At 68.8% G+C, this 16407-nt stretch carries 12 protein-coding genes and 1 tRNA gene; 5 read left to right on the top strand and 8 right to left on the bottom strand.

The window, feature by feature from the left end; genetic code table 11:
• Positions 1 to 2: 2 nt before the first annotated feature.
• From Q0653_RS08780 to Q0653_RS08760, 5 genes are all read right to left on the bottom strand, one after another.
• On the bottom strand, positions 3 to 1331 hold the full coding sequence (locus tag Q0653_RS08780; protein ID WP_298743482.1) for a homoserine dehydrogenase: 1329 nt from the start codon (positions 1329 to 1331) through the stop codon (positions 3 to 5).
• A complete protein-coding gene (gene lysA / locus Q0653_RS08775) occupies positions 1328 to 2737 on the bottom strand; it encodes a diaminopimelate decarboxylase (RefSeq protein ID WP_298944384.1) in 1410 nt (469 codons plus the stop codon). Before lysA ends, Q0653_RS08780 begins: the two co-directional genes overlap by 4 nt.
• 125 nt (positions 2738 to 2862) lie before the next feature.
• A complete protein-coding gene (locus Q0653_RS08770; protein ID WP_298944265.1) occupies positions 2863 to 3687 on the bottom strand; it encodes a DUF2993 domain-containing protein in 825 nt (274 codons plus the stop codon).
• 4 nt (positions 3688 to 3691) lie between these two features.
• Entirely contained in the window at positions 3692 to 5359 is a 1668-nt protein-coding gene (locus Q0653_RS08765; RefSeq protein ID WP_298944264.1) for an arginine--tRNA ligase, read from the bottom strand.
• Positions 5360 to 5769: 410 nt separating this feature from the next.
• Positions 5770 to 6615 (bottom strand): transglutaminase family protein, encoded by an 846-nt coding sequence (locus tag Q0653_RS08760; protein ID WP_298944262.1) that lies wholly within the window; start codon positions 6613 to 6615, stop codon positions 5770 to 5772.
• Between the two features lie 115 nt (positions 6616 to 6730).
• Here Q0653_RS08760 and Q0653_RS08755 point away from each other — a divergent pair, with 115 nt between their 5' ends.
• From Q0653_RS08755 to Q0653_RS08745, 3 genes are all read left to right on the top strand, one after another.
• Positions 6731 to 7489: an SGNH/GDSL hydrolase family protein gene (locus Q0653_RS08755; protein WP_298944260.1), complete on the top strand. Its 759-nt coding sequence runs from the start codon at positions 6731 to 6733 to the stop codon at positions 7487 to 7489.
• A gap of 16 nt (positions 7490 to 7505) precedes the next feature.
• Positions 7506 to 7578, top strand: a tRNA-Arg gene (locus tag Q0653_RS08750).
• A 226-nt stretch (positions 7579 to 7804) separates the two neighbouring features.
• Positions 7805 to 8152 (top strand): cytoplasmic protein, encoded by a 348-nt coding sequence (locus Q0653_RS08745; RefSeq protein ID WP_298944258.1) that lies wholly within the window; start codon positions 7805 to 7807, stop codon positions 8150 to 8152.
• Between the two features lie 81 nt (positions 8153 to 8233).
• On the opposite strand, the gene Q0653_RS08740 is transcribed toward Q0653_RS08745, so the two are convergent.
• Genes Q0653_RS08740 through Q0653_RS08730 form a run of 3 tightly spaced genes read right to left on the bottom strand, consistent with a single transcriptional unit; the run spans position 8234 to position 14081 of the window.
• The gene (locus tag Q0653_RS08740) at positions 8234 to 9532 is read right to left on the bottom strand and encodes a M1 family metallopeptidase (protein ID WP_298944256.1); all 1299 of its coding nucleotides are present in this window, start codon (positions 9530 to 9532) and stop codon (positions 8234 to 8236) included.
• Positions 9529 to 13464, bottom strand: a complete 3936-nt coding sequence (locus Q0653_RS08735) for a Pls/PosA family non-ribosomal peptide synthetase (RefSeq protein ID WP_298944254.1) — start codon at positions 13462 to 13464, stop codon at positions 9529 to 9531. The genes Q0653_RS08740 and Q0653_RS08735 overlap by 4 nt, the downstream gene beginning before the upstream one ends.
• Positions 13465 to 13466: 2 nt before the next feature.
• Positions 13467 to 14081: a hypothetical protein gene (locus tag Q0653_RS08730; protein ID WP_298944252.1), complete on the bottom strand. Its 615-nt coding sequence runs from the start codon at positions 14079 to 14081 to the stop codon at positions 13467 to 13469.
• Positions 14082 to 14266: 185 nt separating this feature from the next.
• On the opposite strand from Q0653_RS08730, the gene Q0653_RS08725 reads away from it, so the two are divergent.
• On the top strand, positions 14267 to 15379 hold the full coding sequence (locus tag Q0653_RS08725; RefSeq protein WP_298944250.1) for a phosphate ABC transporter substrate-binding protein PstS: 1113 nt from the start codon (positions 14267 to 14269) through the stop codon (positions 15377 to 15379).
• Between the two features lie 73 nt (positions 15380 to 15452).
• Positions 15453 to 16406: a phosphate ABC transporter permease subunit PstC gene (gene pstC, locus Q0653_RS08720; protein WP_298944248.1), complete on the top strand. Its 954-nt coding sequence runs from the start codon at positions 15453 to 15455 to the stop codon at positions 16404 to 16406.
• Position 16407 lies beyond the last annotated feature (1 nt).

Here is a 16407-nt window from a genome sequence, read left to right as displayed (position 1 = left end):
TGTCAGTCTCCTTCTACTCGCAGAACCGAAACAACCCGCTCCACGACGCCGCTCGCGGCGAGGTGGTCGACCGTTTCGCTGAGATCCTGCTCGAGCGCTCGGTGGGTTCCGATGACGATGCGGGCCACTCCCGGATCGCCGTTGTTCTCTGTCAAGACGGTCTGTTCGACCGTCGCGATCGACACGCGGCCGTCGCTCAGGATGCCGGCGACCGTCGCCAGGACACCCTGCTCGTCCGATACCTCGAGCGTGATCTGGTAGCGGGTCGTGACCCGCCCGATCGGCAGCACGGGTAGGTTGGCGCGCGTGGATTCGCCGACACCGACGCCACCGGCGATATGCCGGCGGGCGGCGGAGACGACGTCGCCGAGCACGGCCGACGCGGTCTGCACTCCGCCAGCGCCGGCACCGTAGAACATGAGGTTGCCGGCCGCTTCGGCCTGGACGAACACGGCGTTGTTCGCGCCATGGACGCTGGCCAGCGGGTGATCCCGAGGGACGAGCGCGGGGTATACGCGGACCGAGATCGCGTCGCCCGCGGGCTGGGATGCGTCGTCCCCGACGATCCGCTCACACACCGCGAGGAGCTTGACGACGAAACCCGCGTGACGGGCAGCATCCATCACGTTCTTGTCGATGTGGGTGATGCCCTCACGGTGCACGGCCTCGAGCGGAACCGCCGTGTGGAAGGCGAGAGAGGCGAGGATGGCCGCCTTCTGCGCGGCGTCGTAGCCTTCGATGTCGGCCGTGGGGTCGGATTCGGCGTACCCGAGCGCCTGCGCATCGGCGAGGACCTCGGCGAAGTCGCTGCCCTCGCGGTCCATCCGGTCGAGGATGTAGTTCGTCGTGCCGTTGACGATGCCCATGATGCGCTGCACGCGGTCACCGGCGAGCGAATCACGCAGCGGCCGGATGATGGGGATCGCACCGGCGGCGGCGGCCTCGTAGTACACCGAGGCGCCGACCTGATCGGCGGCGTCGAAGATCTCCGGGCCGTGGGTGGCCAGCAGCGCCTTGTTGGCGGTGACGACGTCGGCTCCCGAGTTCAGCGCCTGCAGGATGTACTCGCGTGCGGGCTCGATGCCGCCCATCAGTTCGATCACGATGTCGGCGCCGAGAATCAGCTCACTGGCGTCGGTCGTGAACAGCTCACGCGGCAGATCCGTTTCCCGCGGCGCGTCGAGGTCACGCACGGCGATGCCGACGAGATCGAGGGCCGCACCGGCCCGGTCGGCCAGTTCGTCCCCGTGCTTGCGCAGCAGGTCGGCGACCTGGGAGCCGACGGCTCCGGCGCCCAGCAGCGCCACGCGTAGGCGGCGATATTCGGTCATGCACGCTCCTTGATGGTGACGCCGGCGTCGCGCGCCAGCAGATCGTCGATCGTCTCGCCGCGCACGATCACGCGCGCCGCACCGTGGCGGACGGCGACGACGGGAGGACGGGGGACGACGTTGTAGTTGCTCGCAAGCGAGTAGCAGTAGGCACCGGTCGCGGGCACGGCCAGCAGATCGCCGGGAGTGACGTCTCCCGGCAGATACTCGGCATCCACCACGATGTCACCGGACTCGCAGTGACGCCCGACGACGCGCGTGAGCGCGGGCTCCGCGGTCGAGGTCCGCGACGCAATGCGCGCGGAGTATTGCGCACCGTAGAGCGCGGGGCGCGCATTGTCGCTCATCCCGCCGTCGACACTCACGTACAGGCGGGTGAGGTCGTCGCTCACCTGCACGGGCTTGACTGTGCCCGTCTCGTACAGCGTCACGCCGGCGCGGCCGACGATCGTGCGGCCGGGCTCGAAGGCGAGCGTCGGCAGCGGGATGCCGCGGACAGCGCACTCGCGGGCGACCGCGTCCACAATGCCGTCGGCGAGCTGCTCGATGGGCGTCGGGGTGTCCACGGAGGTGTAGGCGATGCCGAACCCGCCACCGAGGTTGAGGACCGGGATCTCGCCGCCGACCGACAGTTCCGCGTGGAGCTCGACCACACGCCCCGCGGATTCCTCGAAGCCGGCGGTCCCGAAGATCTGGGAGCCGATGTGACAGTGCAAGCCCAGGAAGCGCAGCGACGAGAGTTCGCGGATGCGGGAGACGACGGCCGGCGCGTCCGCCAGCGCGAAGCCGAACTTCTGGTCTTCGTGCGCGGTGGCGAGGAAGTCGTGTGTTTCCGCGTGGACGCCGCTGTTGACCCGGATGAGCACCGGTTGGACGACTCCGCGCCGCTCGGCGATCGCGGCGAGGCGCTCGAGCTCGATCTCACTGTCGAGCACGACCGACCCGAGGCCGAGCTCGACGGCCTGGGTGAGTTCGGCGACCGACTTGTTATTGCCGTGCAGACCGATCCGCGCCGGATCGGCGCCGGCCGCGAGCGCCACGGCGAGCTCACCCGCGGTGGCGACATCGACCGCGAGTCCTTCGCCGGTCACCCAGCGCACGACCTCGGTCGACAGGAACGCCTTGCCGGCGTAGTAGACCCGTGCTCGCGTGCCGTGGCGGGCGGCGGCGGTCTCGAACGCCTCGCGCACCTGCCGGGCGCGGGCGCGGACAGCATCCTCGTCGAGGACGTAGAGCGGAGTACCGAACTCTTCGCGAAGGTCCGTGACCGGGACGCCGGCGATCTGCAGGACCCCGTGCTCATCGCGGTCGGCGGAAGCCGGCCAGACGGCAGCGGCGAGCGCGTTCGCGTCGTCCGGGACGGCGAGCCAGTCGGGCACGAGCGGGCGGTCGGGGGCGACGGACACGAGGGGCACCAATCGGATGGGATGCGGACGGCGGGCGGCGTGTTCACGCTCCGGCCATCCGGGCAGACGGTCCTTGCAGTCTAGGGCACCGGCGCGCGGCGGCCCGCCGTGTGACGCTGTGCGAATCAGGAGCAGGTGCCCCGCGGCACGGACCCGCTCTGCTGAAGGATGGCGCTGTCGATCTCGAAGTCCGCGACGACCTGCTCGCGCTCGACGGCGATCGCGGTCAGCGTGAGCGCGCTCGGCAGTTGATCGGCGATGCAGACATCCCAGTCCCGGAGGACGGTCGATGCGATGGCACCGAACTGCTGGGTCAGCGCTTCCGCGGAGAGCTCCGCGCCCCCCACCTGGAGCGTCGAGGGTGTCAGCACGATGTCGCCGCCCTCCGCGCGGGGAGTGAGGGAGACACCCACCGGCACGCTGAGGGCGAAGAGTCGGAGCTCGAAGCTCGCGGCGACGTCCGGCGCATCGAGCGTGACCGAGTCGGCGGGAAATCCCTCGACCTGCGCGAGGAGCGAACGGAGCTGGTCCTCGTCGAGCGCGACCCTCGCGTACGCCCCGCTCCAGTCCCCACCGCGGAGCGGGACATCCTGCGCGGTCACGCTGATGTCCGCGGTGATTCCTTCCAGGAGCACATCCTCCGACGAGATCGACAGGTCGGCGAAACTCCCGACGATCAGCTGTGGGATCAGCGGGCCGGGCACATCGATGTCGATCTGCTGATCGGCCGGCAGGGAGAGCTGGGTGACCACCTGGTCGCGGATCGTCTTCATGACGATGCCGCGGGCGATGTACTCCCCCGCGAACCAGGCACCGATGATGAGCGCCACGACGGCGAGCACCGCGATCAGCCACGGCCAGCGGCGGCGTTTCGCGGGCGCCGCGTCGCGGGAGAGCACCCAGCGCGCATCCGGGTCAGGGAGAGGCTGCGTCGGATGCTCGTCGGTCACGTCGTCACATCCGTTCGGGCGCGCTCACGCCGAGAAGATCGAGGCCGTTGCGGAGCACCTGACCGGTGGCATCGTTCAGCCACAGGCGGGTGCGGTGGAGGTCGGTGACCTCCTCGTCACCCAGCGGGGTGACGCGGCAGTTGTCGTACCAGCGGTGGTAGAGGCCGGCGAGCTCCTCGAGATAGCGCGCGACACGGTGCGGTTCGCGCACGTCCGCGGCGAACGCGACCACCCGCGGAAACTCCTGGAGCGCGCCGAGGAGGGCGGACTCGGTCTCGTGATCGAGGAGCTCCGGCACGAACGCCTCGCGGGTCACGCCCGAATCCGCCGCGTTCCTCCCCACGTTGTGCGTACGGGCATGGGCGTACTGCACGTAGAAGACGGGATTGTCGTTCGTCCGCTTCGTGAGCACCTCAGGGTCGAGCGTCAGCGGCGAGTCGGCCGGATAGCGGGCGAGCGAATAGCGCAGGGCGTCCGTTCCCAACCATTCGCGCAGATCGTCGAGCTCGATGATGTTGCCCGCGCGCTTGGAGAGCTTCGCGCCGTTGATCGACACCAGCTGCCCGATGAGCACCTCGATGTCGCGATCCGGGTCATCGCCGGCCGCGCCGGCGAGGGCCTTGAGGCGGTGGACGTACCCGTGGTGATCGGCGCCGAGCAGGTAGATCTTGTGTGCGTAGCCGCGGTCGCTCTTGTTGAGGTAGTACGCGGCATCCGCGGCGAAATAGGTGTACTCCCCGTTGGAACGGCGGATGACACGGTCCTTGTCGTCGCCGAAATCGGTCGTGCGCACCCAGACCGCGTCGTCCTGGTCGAAGACATGGCCCTGTGCCCGCAGGCGATCGACGGCGTCGTCGACGAGACTCGGCTCACCGTTCGCGCCCTTCGCATGGAGCGTCCGCTCGCTGAAGAAGACATCGAAGTGCACGTTGAACTTCTCCAGCGACGCCTGCAGATCGCCCAGCTGGAGCGCGTAGGCGAGGTCGCGGGCCTCGGCCACCTGCTCGTCGGCCGGAAGATCGAGCAGATCGGGGCGCTGATCGAGCACCCGGCGCGCGAGATCGTCGATGTACGACCCGGGGTATCCGTCCTCCGGTGTCGGCTCCCCCTTGGCGCGGGCGAGCACCGACCGCCCGAACCGTTCCATCTGGGCGCCGGCGTCGTTGATGTAGAACTCGCGAACGAGGGTCGCGCCACTCGCGAGCAGCACCCGGGCGATCGCGTCGCCGAGGGCCGCCCAGCGCGTGTGCCCGATGTGCATCGGACCGGTCGGGTTCGCGCTGACGAACTCGAGGTTGATGGTCTGGCCACGCTGGGTGTCGTTCGAGCCGAAGGCAGCGCCGGCATCCACGATCGTCTTCGCCAGGGCACCCGCGGCACCGGCTTCGAGGCGGATGTTGATGAAGCCGGGACCGGCGACCTCGACGCTCGCGACGCCGTCGGTCGCGGCGAGGGCGGCGGCGATCTCCGCGGCGAATTCGCGCGGGTTCGCGCCGAGGCCCTTCGCGAGTTTCATCGCGGCGTTGGAGGCCCAATCGCCGTGATCGCGGTTTTTCGGGCGCTCGATCACGAAGTCCTCGGGCGTCCATCCCGCGCTCGCGCCCGGGCGTCGCGCCTCGGCGAGCGGGCTGACGACGGCGAGCAGGGCGGCGGAGAGCGCTTCAGGATTCATAACCCGGCAATTCTACCGGCGCTCTCGCACCGGTCCCGTGTCCCAACCTGTCCGGTCGCACGGTCCCTACGCCGCACGTCGCCCCTGGAGCCCCAACAATGCGCGCCAGCCCCGCCATCCGGCTGAACCGACCCCGCGCCGCGGCCCGGCGCCACCCCGACATGTTCCGTATTCAGTCTCCCCGCGAACTGCCCGGCGCTACTCCCCCGTCATGACGCGGAGCACGGGCCCGTGGGCCCGCGTGCAGACTGAATAAGGGCTGCGGACACACGCGGTCGTGCGTGCTTCCGGACGGCGGGAGGTCCGGGGGTGGGTGTCCGGTCGTATGATCCGATCGCCGCAAGCCGACCCGTGGGCCTCAGGAGTTCACACCAGCCCCAGGTGCCATGCCACTGAGCAAAGTGCGGAGGTCAGGTGAGCTGGATCAGTTCGGCGATGTCGTCGGCGGCGGGGTCGGATGCGGTGATCGCGGCGTCGAGCGCATCGACGTCGGCCGCGTCGTCGGGGAGGATGCAGGCGTCCACCTGCATACGCTGCAAGCCCACGTGCCCGCCGTGATAGCTGAGGAACGCACAGTCGGCGGCGTCGCGGCCGGTCGCGATGCGCACGAGTGAGCGGCGATTGGCGAGCCGCGTCGCATCGATGACGTACCAGCTGCCGTCGAGGTAGGCCTCGGCGACCGCGTGGAAATCCATCGGCCGCAGGCCCGGAGCAAAGCAGGCCGCGTAGCGGGCGGGCATGTCCATGGCACGCAGGAGTGCGATGACGACGTGCGCATAGTCGCGACAGACGCCTTGACCGGTCATCAGGGTCGTCACGGCCGAGTCGGTTCCCTGGCTGAGCCCGGGCGTGTAGGTCGTGCTGGAAGCGACGAACTCACTGACCGCTGTGATCAGATCGATGCCCTGGAGCCCGCGGAACTGCCGCCGCGCTTGGGAGAAAACCTCGTCGGACTGGCAGTACCGGCTCGGACGCAGGTAGGTGATGGCCTCGAGGTCGCTCGTGGACCGCTGCGCGACCTGGCCGTCGATGACCGCTTCGTAGCGCACGTGCAGAGGGCCCGCTTCGCCGAGCACGCGGTGCAACCGACTGCCGGACTGGTCGACGACTTCGGTCGGCGTGTACACGCGATCACCCTGGGTGAACGTCAATTCCTCGCGCACGACGGGCGCCGGTTGAGCGGCCGAGATCTGAAAAATCAGGTCGACGGACGACCCCAGTTCCAGGTCGAGTTCAGCGGTCAGGATGCGTTGCACCGAAGTATCCTCGCATGCCCGGAGGGGTGCTTCTGCACCGGCGGTTTCCGACCCACAATCACTCCGGTCACACGAACGTTTGGGTGCGGGGAAGCGGCTGACATACCCTCTACCCATGACGGCGTCCGGCATCCCTCTGCGACGAGTTCCCGCGTGGGTTCTCGCCGGCCTCGCCGGGATGCTGACATTGGCCGCGGTCGTCGCGATCTGGCGCCCGTGGGCGACCCCCGAAGCGACCGTTGCCGCCGGTGCCGGACAGTCCGCCGTGCAGGTCACTCCCGAGGATCTCGACCTTCCCGAGAACCCGACCGTGCTGATCTTCGGCGACTCGTGGACCTACGGCTCAGCCGCGACGGTTCCCGAACTCGGCTACGCCTATGCCATCGCCGATCTTGCGGGGTGGACCACGGTCGTCGACGGCGTGCGCGGGAGCGGGTATCTGAAGGCCGGCATCGATGGGCCAGCATTCGGAGAGCGGATCGCGGCACTCGACCCCACGATCGCGCCGGATCTGATCGTCGTCCAGGGCTCAATCAACGATCGGCTGTTGTATCCGACCGGTTACGCGGATGCCGTGGACGCTGCCTGGGATGCGCTTGCAGCGACCTTTCCTTCTGCGCGGGTCGTGATCCTGGGCCCCGCCCCGCACGTCCTCCCGGTCGAAGCGTCGACCGCCGCGATCGACCGCGACCTCGCGGGGCTCGCTGCGGAACGCGGCTGGTGGTACATCTCACCCGTGGACGACGAATGGATCACTCCCGAGAACTATGCCGACGTGATCGACGCGGGTGTGGGTCGCCAGCATCCGTCGACGGCGGGTCATCGCTACCTCGCCGAGCGACTGAGTGCGGCGGTCAACGCGATCTCGCGGTGATAGTCTCGATCGGTACGCCTCCGTAGCTCAGGGGATAGAGCGTTGGTTTCCGGTACCAAAGGTCGCTGGTTCGATTCCAGTCGGGGGCACGTAGAAAACACGGGGATGGCGGGGCCTTCGGGCCCCGCCTTTCTAGTCCCGTGACATCAGAACAGATTCCTGCGGGATCGTGTCCACGATTCGATCCTCACCACCATCGATCACCCCCACCGCCAACATCGGTTCGAACACCCGCCCCCTCGTCGCGGCGGGGAGCCTGCTGAGGCCGAAGTGGGGTCCTGTACCGCCGGTCCGCGAGAGAGAACGGTCGCAGGCATGGCTAACGAAGACCCGGTGGTGACGGACCCGGAGCATTATCGGACGGTTTTCGAGAACGAGTATGTTCGCGTGCTGGAGTACCACGACGAGCCGGGCGACCAGACGCATCCCCATGTCCACCCCAACAGTTTGATGATCACGCTCAGCGGTTTTCGCCGCCAACTCGAGGTGAACGGAACGGTCCGCGAGGTTCAGCTCGAAGCGAGTCGCAGTGTCTGGCTCCCCGCCCAGCGGCACACCGGCCGAAACATCGGGACCACCCCGACTCACACCATGCTCGTCGAGCTCAAGGGCCCAGCGGCCGGCATCCCGACCGAAGGGATGCTCGGGCCCGACGTCCCGTAGATCGAGATCACCAGCGGTAGCGCGTGATGTCGATACGCCCGCTCTGCGGGCTACTCACTCAGCGAGAGGGTTCCTGCTCGATCAGCGCGGGCGAACGGGGAGCGGGGGCAGGAGCGGCGAATCCAGCCAGGCGGCGAAAAGGCCGCTGAGATCGACGCCGCTTGTCTGCGACGCGAACGCACGGAAGTCGTCGCTCGTGACCAGTGCGTGGCGGTGCGCCGCCGTCCACTCGCGCACGAGGGCGGAGAACGTCTGCGTGCCGAGGGCGCATCGCAGCGCATAGAGCGTGAGCGCGCCCCGCTTGTAGACCCGGTCGTCGAACATGAGGTCGGGGCCGGGATCACCGAGCACGAGATTCTGCGGAAGCGTCCGCAGCCGCGCGTGGTACTGCGCTGCTCTCTCGGCGACCGTCGGACCTCCGGATGCCTCCGACCACATCCACTCGGCGTAGCAGGCGAACCCCTCGTTGAGCCAGATATCGCGCCAGCGGGCAAGACCCACGCTGTTGCCGAACCACTGGTGCGCGAGCTCATGGGCGATCAGCCGCTGTTCCGCCGGGACGAGGTGATTGACGCCGAACACCGCCATCCCCTGGGCTTCGAGCGGGATCTCGAGCTCATCCGCCGTCACGACGAGCGCGCAATCCTCTTGCGGATAGGCACCGAACTCGGCGTCGAACAGGGCGAGCATGCGCGGAACGTCCTGAAAAGCGCGCCACACGTCCGCGCGCAATGCCGGCGGGGCGAACACCCGCACGCGGTCATCACCCGCGAGCGCCGTCTGCTCGTACGCGCCGATGTGGACAGCAGCGAGATACGTGGCCACCGGCACGGTCGACTCCGCGATCACCGTCACCCGGCCACCGCTCAGCGACTTCCCCACGGGACGACCGGTCGGCACGGGCAGGTAACCAGCATCCGTCGTCACCGACACACGCATGCGCGCGCGGTCGTCGGGGCGGTCATTGCAGGGAAACCACGTGGGAGCACCGGTGGGCTGGGCCGCAACCAGCGCGCCGTCCTCGAGCTCTTCCCAGCCGATCGTGCCCCACCGCGATCGCCGCGGCCCGGGGCTCCCCGCGTACGTGATGTCGAGCGAAAAGCGCTCCCCCGCCTGCAGAACCCGCGGCGATTTCACCCGCAGCTTGCGTGGTCCCGGCGTGAACTGCGTGCGGCGATCGCCGTCGAGACGCACGCGCGTCGCGCGGAGACCCACGAGGTCGAGACTGATCGCGGAGACCGCCTTGGTCGCGACGGCGTTGATGATCGCTCGCCCCTCGAGCCGGTTGGTGCGCACGCGGTAGTCGATCTGAAGGTCGTACGACTCGACATCGAAGGCCGGGTCACCACTCTCGGGCGTGTACGGGTCGTGGCCACTCACGATGTCGACTGGTAGGCGCGCGCCTTGACGGCACGCCAGGGGCCGATCGGGTTGCCACTCCATCGCGAACCGACCGGCACCGACTCACCACGCATGACGAGGGATGCCGGACCCACCGTCGCGTGTGCGCCGATCGATGCAGCGGGAAGGATCACGCTGTGGGGCCCGAGGGTCGCCCCGGCTTCCAGTTCGACGGTATCCATACTCATGATTCGATCATGGAACAGGTGGGTCTGCACAACGCACCCGCGATTGACCGTCGATCCGTCGCCGAGGGTGACGAGGTCCGGCTCGGGGAGCCAGTAGCTGTCACACCACACTCCGCGCCCGATCGTTGCGCCGAGCGAGCGCAGCCACACAGCGAGAGCGGGAGTACCGGCAGCGGCACGGGCGAACCAGGGTGCGGCGACCATCTCGGTGAACGTGTCGGATACCTCGGTACGCCAGACGAAGCTCGACCAGAGGGGCTGTTCGCCGGCGCGAATCGGGCCGACGATGATCCACTTGGCGATCGTCGAGAGGCCCGCCGCGAGCGCTCCGGTGAGCAGCAACACGAGCCCCGACAGGAGGACCGCCCAGACCAATCCGAGCGTCTCGATCAGGGCGGCAAGCGCGAACATCACGAGAAGCCCGATCCCGCACGTCACGATGACCGGAACGATGCGACCGATCTCCCACAGCGCACGCGCGACCCGCAGCCGCACGGGCGGCTGGTATGTACGGGTCTCATCGCCTTCGGCCGAGAGTCGGCGCAGGCGCACGGCGGGCGAGCCCAACCATGACGATCCTGCCTTGGCCTTCGACGGAGCAGATGAGAGGACGGCGACCAGACCGTCACGGGGCACGCGGTGTCCGGGGGCGGCCATGCCGGAGTTGCCCAAGAACGCACGCTTGCCGATGCGGACCTGCCCCAGGCGCATCCACCCGCCGCGAAGTTCGTAGGACGCCACCATCGTGTCGTCAGCGAGGAATGCCCCGTCTTCGATGCGGGCCATCGACGGGATCAGGAGCACGGTGGATGCTTCGACATCACGCCCGACGCGCGCGCCCAGCATCCGCAGCCATACCGGCGTGAACAGGCTCGAGTACAGGGGGAAGAGGACCGTCCGCGCTGAGTCGAGCAGACGCTCGGTCGTCCAAGCCTGCCAACCGACGCGGCTGCGCACCGGATGCGTGCCCTCGGTGAGTCGGATCGCCAGAAGCCGCACCGAGATCACCACAGCGGCGGCGTAGACCGCTCCCGCGACGAGCACGCCGGGAACGAGCCACAGCAGGGCACCACCGAGAGCCGTGCCGAGCGTCGGCGCATCGACGATGCCCCGCGCCACGACGAGGCCACCGGCTGCGAACGAGAGGATCGGCAGGATCGCCAGGAAAACGGCCGACAGCGCGTACGCCCACAACCACCGTGTGGGAGCAGGCGCGCGCTCGGTCGGCCACTCCCCCGACCGGCCGCCAGTGCGCTCAGCGGGGGATCCGGCCCACGTCTGATCGGCACGAACCCGGCCGAACACAGCGGAACCCGGGGCGATCTCGGCGCGTCGGCCGATGCGGGTACCGGGAGCCAGCGTGCTGCGCGAGCCGATCGTCGCTTCGGCGCCGATCCGGATGCCCCCGATGCGCACCACATCGCCGTCGATCCAGTAGCCGGACAGATCGACCTCGGGTTCGATGGCAGCGCCGTCGCCGGCTTCCAGCATCCCCGTGATCGGAGGCAACGCATGCAGATCGACGCCGGTGCCGATGCGTGCGCCCAACGCACGTGCGTAATAGGTGATCCACGGAGCGCCCGCGAGGCCGACCGCGTCGACCTGATCGGCGATCTGCTCCGCGAGCCACAGCCGCACGTGCACCCATCCGCCCCGGGGATAGTCGCCGGGTCGGAGGCGCCTCAACAGCACACGGGCCGCCGCGGCAGATATCGCCATCCGCCCGAACGGCGTCGCGAAGACGAGCAGCCCCACGACGAGCACCGGCCACGGGGTCGCCGGCAGCACGTCGAACCCGGGCGCGAGGCGCAGGAGGGCAGACGCGGTGAGGAGGTAGAGCAGCCACCGGATACCGGACAGGATGAACAGCGGCACGCCCAGGAGCGACTGCACCCACTGCATGCGCCGTGGCGTCGGCGCGGGACGGTGGAAGGTCGCGTCGGTGTCGTCCTGCAGCGCCGCACCGAGCGCCGTCGCCATCGCACCGAGGCGCGGAACGTCGTAGATGTCCGCGACGGAGAACTCCGGCACACGGGTGCGGATGCGGGAGACCAGTTGCGCGGCCGCGAGCGAACCGCCGCCGAGATCGAAGAAGTCGACCTTCGTTCCCGTGACCGGCATGCCGAGAACCGCCTGCCACTGCTCCGCGAGCCACGCTTCGCCCGGAGAGAAGTCCGTGTGCGGCAGTTCGACGTTCGGGAGCGGCCACGGAAGAGCCGCCCGGTCCACTTTGCCGGAGGTGCGGATCGGCAGATCGTCGACAACCGCGAGCAGCGGAACCATCGGCGCCGGGAGCCGGGCCGCAAGGTCGGCGCGAGCGGCGAGTCGATCGAAATCCGGCGGCGCAGCGAGATAGCCGACCAGAACAGGCACGCCTGCGTCGGTCATCCGCACCGCCGCGGCAGCACCGGTCACCCCGGGGAGGTCCTGGAGGGCAGCCTCGACCTCACCGAGCTCGATCCGGCGTCCGCCGACCTTGACCTGGTCATCGGCGCGACCCTGGAAGATCAGGCCCGCGCTCTCGAAGCGCACCAGGTCACCCGAGCGGTAGGCGCGTTCCCACCCGAGCGTCGGAAACGGTGCATACTTCTCGGCATCCTTCGCCGGATCGAGGTAGCGCGCGAGCCCCACCCCACCGATGATCAGTTCGCCGACACCTCCCTCGGGCACGGCCTGTCCCTCGGCATCGACCACCGCGAGGCTCCAGCCGTCGAGCGGCAGGCCGATGCGAACCGGTCCCGGCACGCCCAGCGGAGCGGCACAGGCGACCACCGTCGCCTCGGTCGGGCCGTACGTGTTCCAGACTTCGCGGCCTTCTGCCGCGAGACGGGTCGCGAGCTCAGGCGGGCAGGCCTCCCCGCCGAAGATCAGCACGCGGACGTTCTCGATCGAATCCGCGGGCCACATGGCGGCGAGCGTCGGAACAGTGGAGACCACCGTGATCCCCTGCCGCAGCAGCCACGGTGCGAGGTCTTCACCGGAGCGCACGAGGGAGCGCGGTGCGGGCACAAGACATGCGCCGTGACGCCAGGCGAGCCACATCTCTTCGCACGACGCGTCGAAGGCGACCGAGAGTCCGGCCAGCACACGGTCTTTCGGCCCCAAGGGCTCGCTCTGCGCGAAGATGCGCGCTTCGGCATCGACGAATGCGGCTGCCGAACGGTGCGAGACCGCCACCCCCTTCGGCACCCCGGTGGACCCGGACGTGAAGATGACCCACGCATCATCGTCGACGGTAGGTGGCGGCACGGTCACGATCGCATGGGTGGACGGATGCGGCGCATCACCGGCGAAAAGTGAAGATTCCGCGGGCGACATATCTTCCGCGGATTCGGGCGCGTAAGCTCCCGCGCCCGTGATCACACCGCGCACACCCGCCTCGCCGAAGACGAGCCGGGCCCGCTCATCGGGATCGTCCACGTCGACCGGCACATAGGCAGCGCCGGCCGCGAGAATCGCGAGGATCGCGATGTACAGCTCTTTCGAGCCAGACGGCATCCGCACTCCGACCCGGTCGCCGCGGCGCACTCCGGCTTCGTGCAGGCGTGCGGCAGTCGTGCCGACGCGCGCCATCAACTCTCGGTAGCTGAGCGCTCCGGAGCCGTCGTCGATCGCCGATGCCTCCGGGTATTGCGCCGTCGTCGCGCGGATGATCTCCAGGAGCGTGCGAGGCTCCGGCGCCGCGGACGAGCGATCCAGAATCTCCTGACCGGATGCCGACACGTTCAGGAGAGGAGATCGATCAGCTGCGTCTTGGTCAGACGCGAGTACCCCGTGTGACCCGCCTCGCGCGCGCGCCCACGCAGCTGCACCACGGTCAAAGCAGCGAGCTCGTTGTCGGCAGCTCCAACAGTGGCGTCATCGGTCGCGCTGTCTGCGGCGGGCGCGGACAATTCTGCAGCGAGAGCGTCTCCCGCCGTCGCAGCGTCGAGCTCCGCACGCGCGGCAGCCTTTTCGGCGCGACGCGCGGCCTTCTTCAGCGACTTCGCCTCGGCGGCGCGCACGGCGGCATCCTCAGCGGCCCGCTCGGCCGCGGCGGCAGCGGCGCGGGCGTCGGCGCGCGACTGTGCTTTCCGCTCGGCCGCAGAGACGGCCTTGGCCACGGCGCGCTCCAACCGGCGCGCCGCGCGCTCGGCATCCTTCACGACCTTCTTCGGCTTGCGGCGCACCTTCTTGGTGGAGACGTCGGCCGCATCCCGCGCGTCATCGATGTAGGCCGCGAGACCGGATGCCTGCTTCTTCGGCAGCCGCTTGGCCGTCTTCTTCGCGCGCGACACCGCAACAGAGGTCTCTTCGATCGCCTCGAGCGCCGCGCGCTCGGCCTTACTCGTCTTCGCCATGGCGCACAGGATAGCCCCGGCGGGTGAACCGCAGAAGAACAGACGCGGGAATCGGCGCGCAAAACGTCGTACCCGTTCACCTGTCGTTTACCGGCACAGCGCACTCTCGTAAGAGTCGGTGTCTACGGTCATGCCTGGCCCTGCACCAGGGCTGCCATCACAGGACAATCCCGAAGGACACACACGTGAAGCTCACCCGCCTCGCCCAGCTGGGCGCAGTCGCCGCCATCGCGGCACTTACGCTCACCGCTTGCGCATCGAACGAAGGCACTCCTGCTGCCACCGACGGCGCGACCGATGGCGCCGTCGCGCTCTCCGGTGAACTCGCCGGTGCCGGCTCGTCGGCACAGGACGTCGCCGTGCAGGCTTGGGCCGCCGGCTTCCAGACGGCCAACCCGGACAGCACCATCACCTACGACCCGTCCGGTTCGGGCGCGGGACGCGAGTCCTTCCAAGCCGGCGCTGTCGGCTTCGCCGGCTCCGACCGCGCGTTCAAGACCGATGAGATCGCCGAGGGCCCGTTCAGTGCCTGCGTCGCCGACACCGGCATCATCCAGATCCCTTCCTACATCTCGCCGATCGCCGTGATCTTCAAGCTCGACGGCATCGACACGCTGAACCTCGACGCCGACACCCTCGCGGGCATCTTCGCCGGCACGATCACCAACTGGAACGACCCGGCGATCGCCGCGACCAACGAGGGTGTCTCGCTGCCCGACCTGGCCATCACGCCGGTTCACCGCGCCGACGACTCGGGTACGACCGAGAACTTCACCGACTATCTGTTCCAGGCTGCACCCGACGTGTGGACGTGGGAGGCCGACGGCGTCTGGCCGGCCACGCCGGTCGCCGGTGAGGCTGCTCCGCAGACCTCGGGTGTCGTCGCTGCCGTTGAGGGTGGCACGGGAACGATCGGCTACGCCGACGCGTCGCGCGCCGAAGGCTTCGGTCAGGTCGCTGTTCAGATCGGTGACGAGTTCGTCGCGTTCTCGCCGGAGGCCGCTGCCGCCGTCGTCGACGCATCGCCGGTCGAAGAAGGACGCACCGCGGGTGACCTCGCGATCGCTCTCGACCGCACGCCCGACACCGCCGCGTACCCGATCGTGCTCGTGAGCTACATGGTCGCGTGCGAGGAATACACCGACGCCACGATGGCTCCGCTGGTCAAGGGCTTCCTCGACTTCGTCATCAGCGCCGAGGGTCAGGATGCCGCTGCCGCCGCAGCCGGTAGCGCACCCATCTCCGACTCGCAGCGCGAGTCGATGCAGGCCGCGCTCGATCTGATCGTCACGCAGTAATACCCCCGTACCCGGCCCGGCATCCTGCCGGGCCGGGTACACCCCTGAGCACACCGACGAGGGAAAAGGACCCATGACCACGACAACCGAAGCGGCTGTCACTGCGAAGCCGAAGCCGCCGCAGCGACCGGGCGACCGTTGGTTCTCGGGCACCGCCCTGGCCGCCGGCGCAATGATCCTCGTCACTCTTGCGGCGGTCGCGATCTTCCTGATCATCCAGTCGGTCCCGGGCATCTCAGCCACCAACGAGACCGCCTCGATCCTCCGCAGCGACTTCTGGGACTACGTCTGGCCCCTTGCGTTCGGTACCATCTGGGCCGCGCTTCTCGCGCTCGTGATGGCCGTTCCTCTCTCGGTCGCCGTGGCCCTGTTCATCTCGCACTACGCACCGCGCCGCCTCGCGCAGACGCTCGGCTACATCGTCGACCTCCTCGCTGCGGTGCCCTCGGTCGTCTTCGGCCTCTGGGGCATCCTGGTGCTCGCCCCGGCCGTCCTCCCGGTCTACATGTGGCTGAACGCGAACATGGGATGGTTCCCTCTCTTCGCGGGCACCGTCTCCGGCACCGGGCGCACGATCTTCACCGCGGCCATCGTGCTTGCCGTGATGATCGTCCCGATCATCACGGCCATCTGCCGCGAAATCTTCCTCCAGACCCCGGTCCTCCACGAGGAGGCCGCCCTGGCCCTCGGCGCCACCCGCTGGGAAATGATCCGCATGGCGGTCTTCCCCTACGGCCGCAGCGGCATCGTCTCCGCGTCCATGCTCGGCCTCGGTCGCGCCCTCGGCGAAACCATGGCCGTGGCCATGGTGCTGTCGGTGGCGAACGTGATCAACATCCGACTGCTCACCGCCGAGAACCCCGGGACCATCCCGGCCAACATCGCACTGACCTTCCCCGAGGCCTACGGCACGAACATCAACGTGCTCATCGCCACCGGTTTGATCCTGTTCATCGTCACCTTCGCTGTGAACGCCGTCGCCCGCTGGGTCGTCGACCGCCGCAAGGAATTCTCGGGAGCCAACTGAC

It is taken from the genome of uncultured Microbacterium sp., assembly GCF_947488465.1.
Lineage (GTDB): Bacteria > Actinomycetota > Actinomycetes > Actinomycetales > Microbacteriaceae > Microbacterium.
The sequence above is the reverse complement of the archived record's forward strand: the minus strand, read 5'-3'. Positions and strand labels throughout refer to the sequence as shown.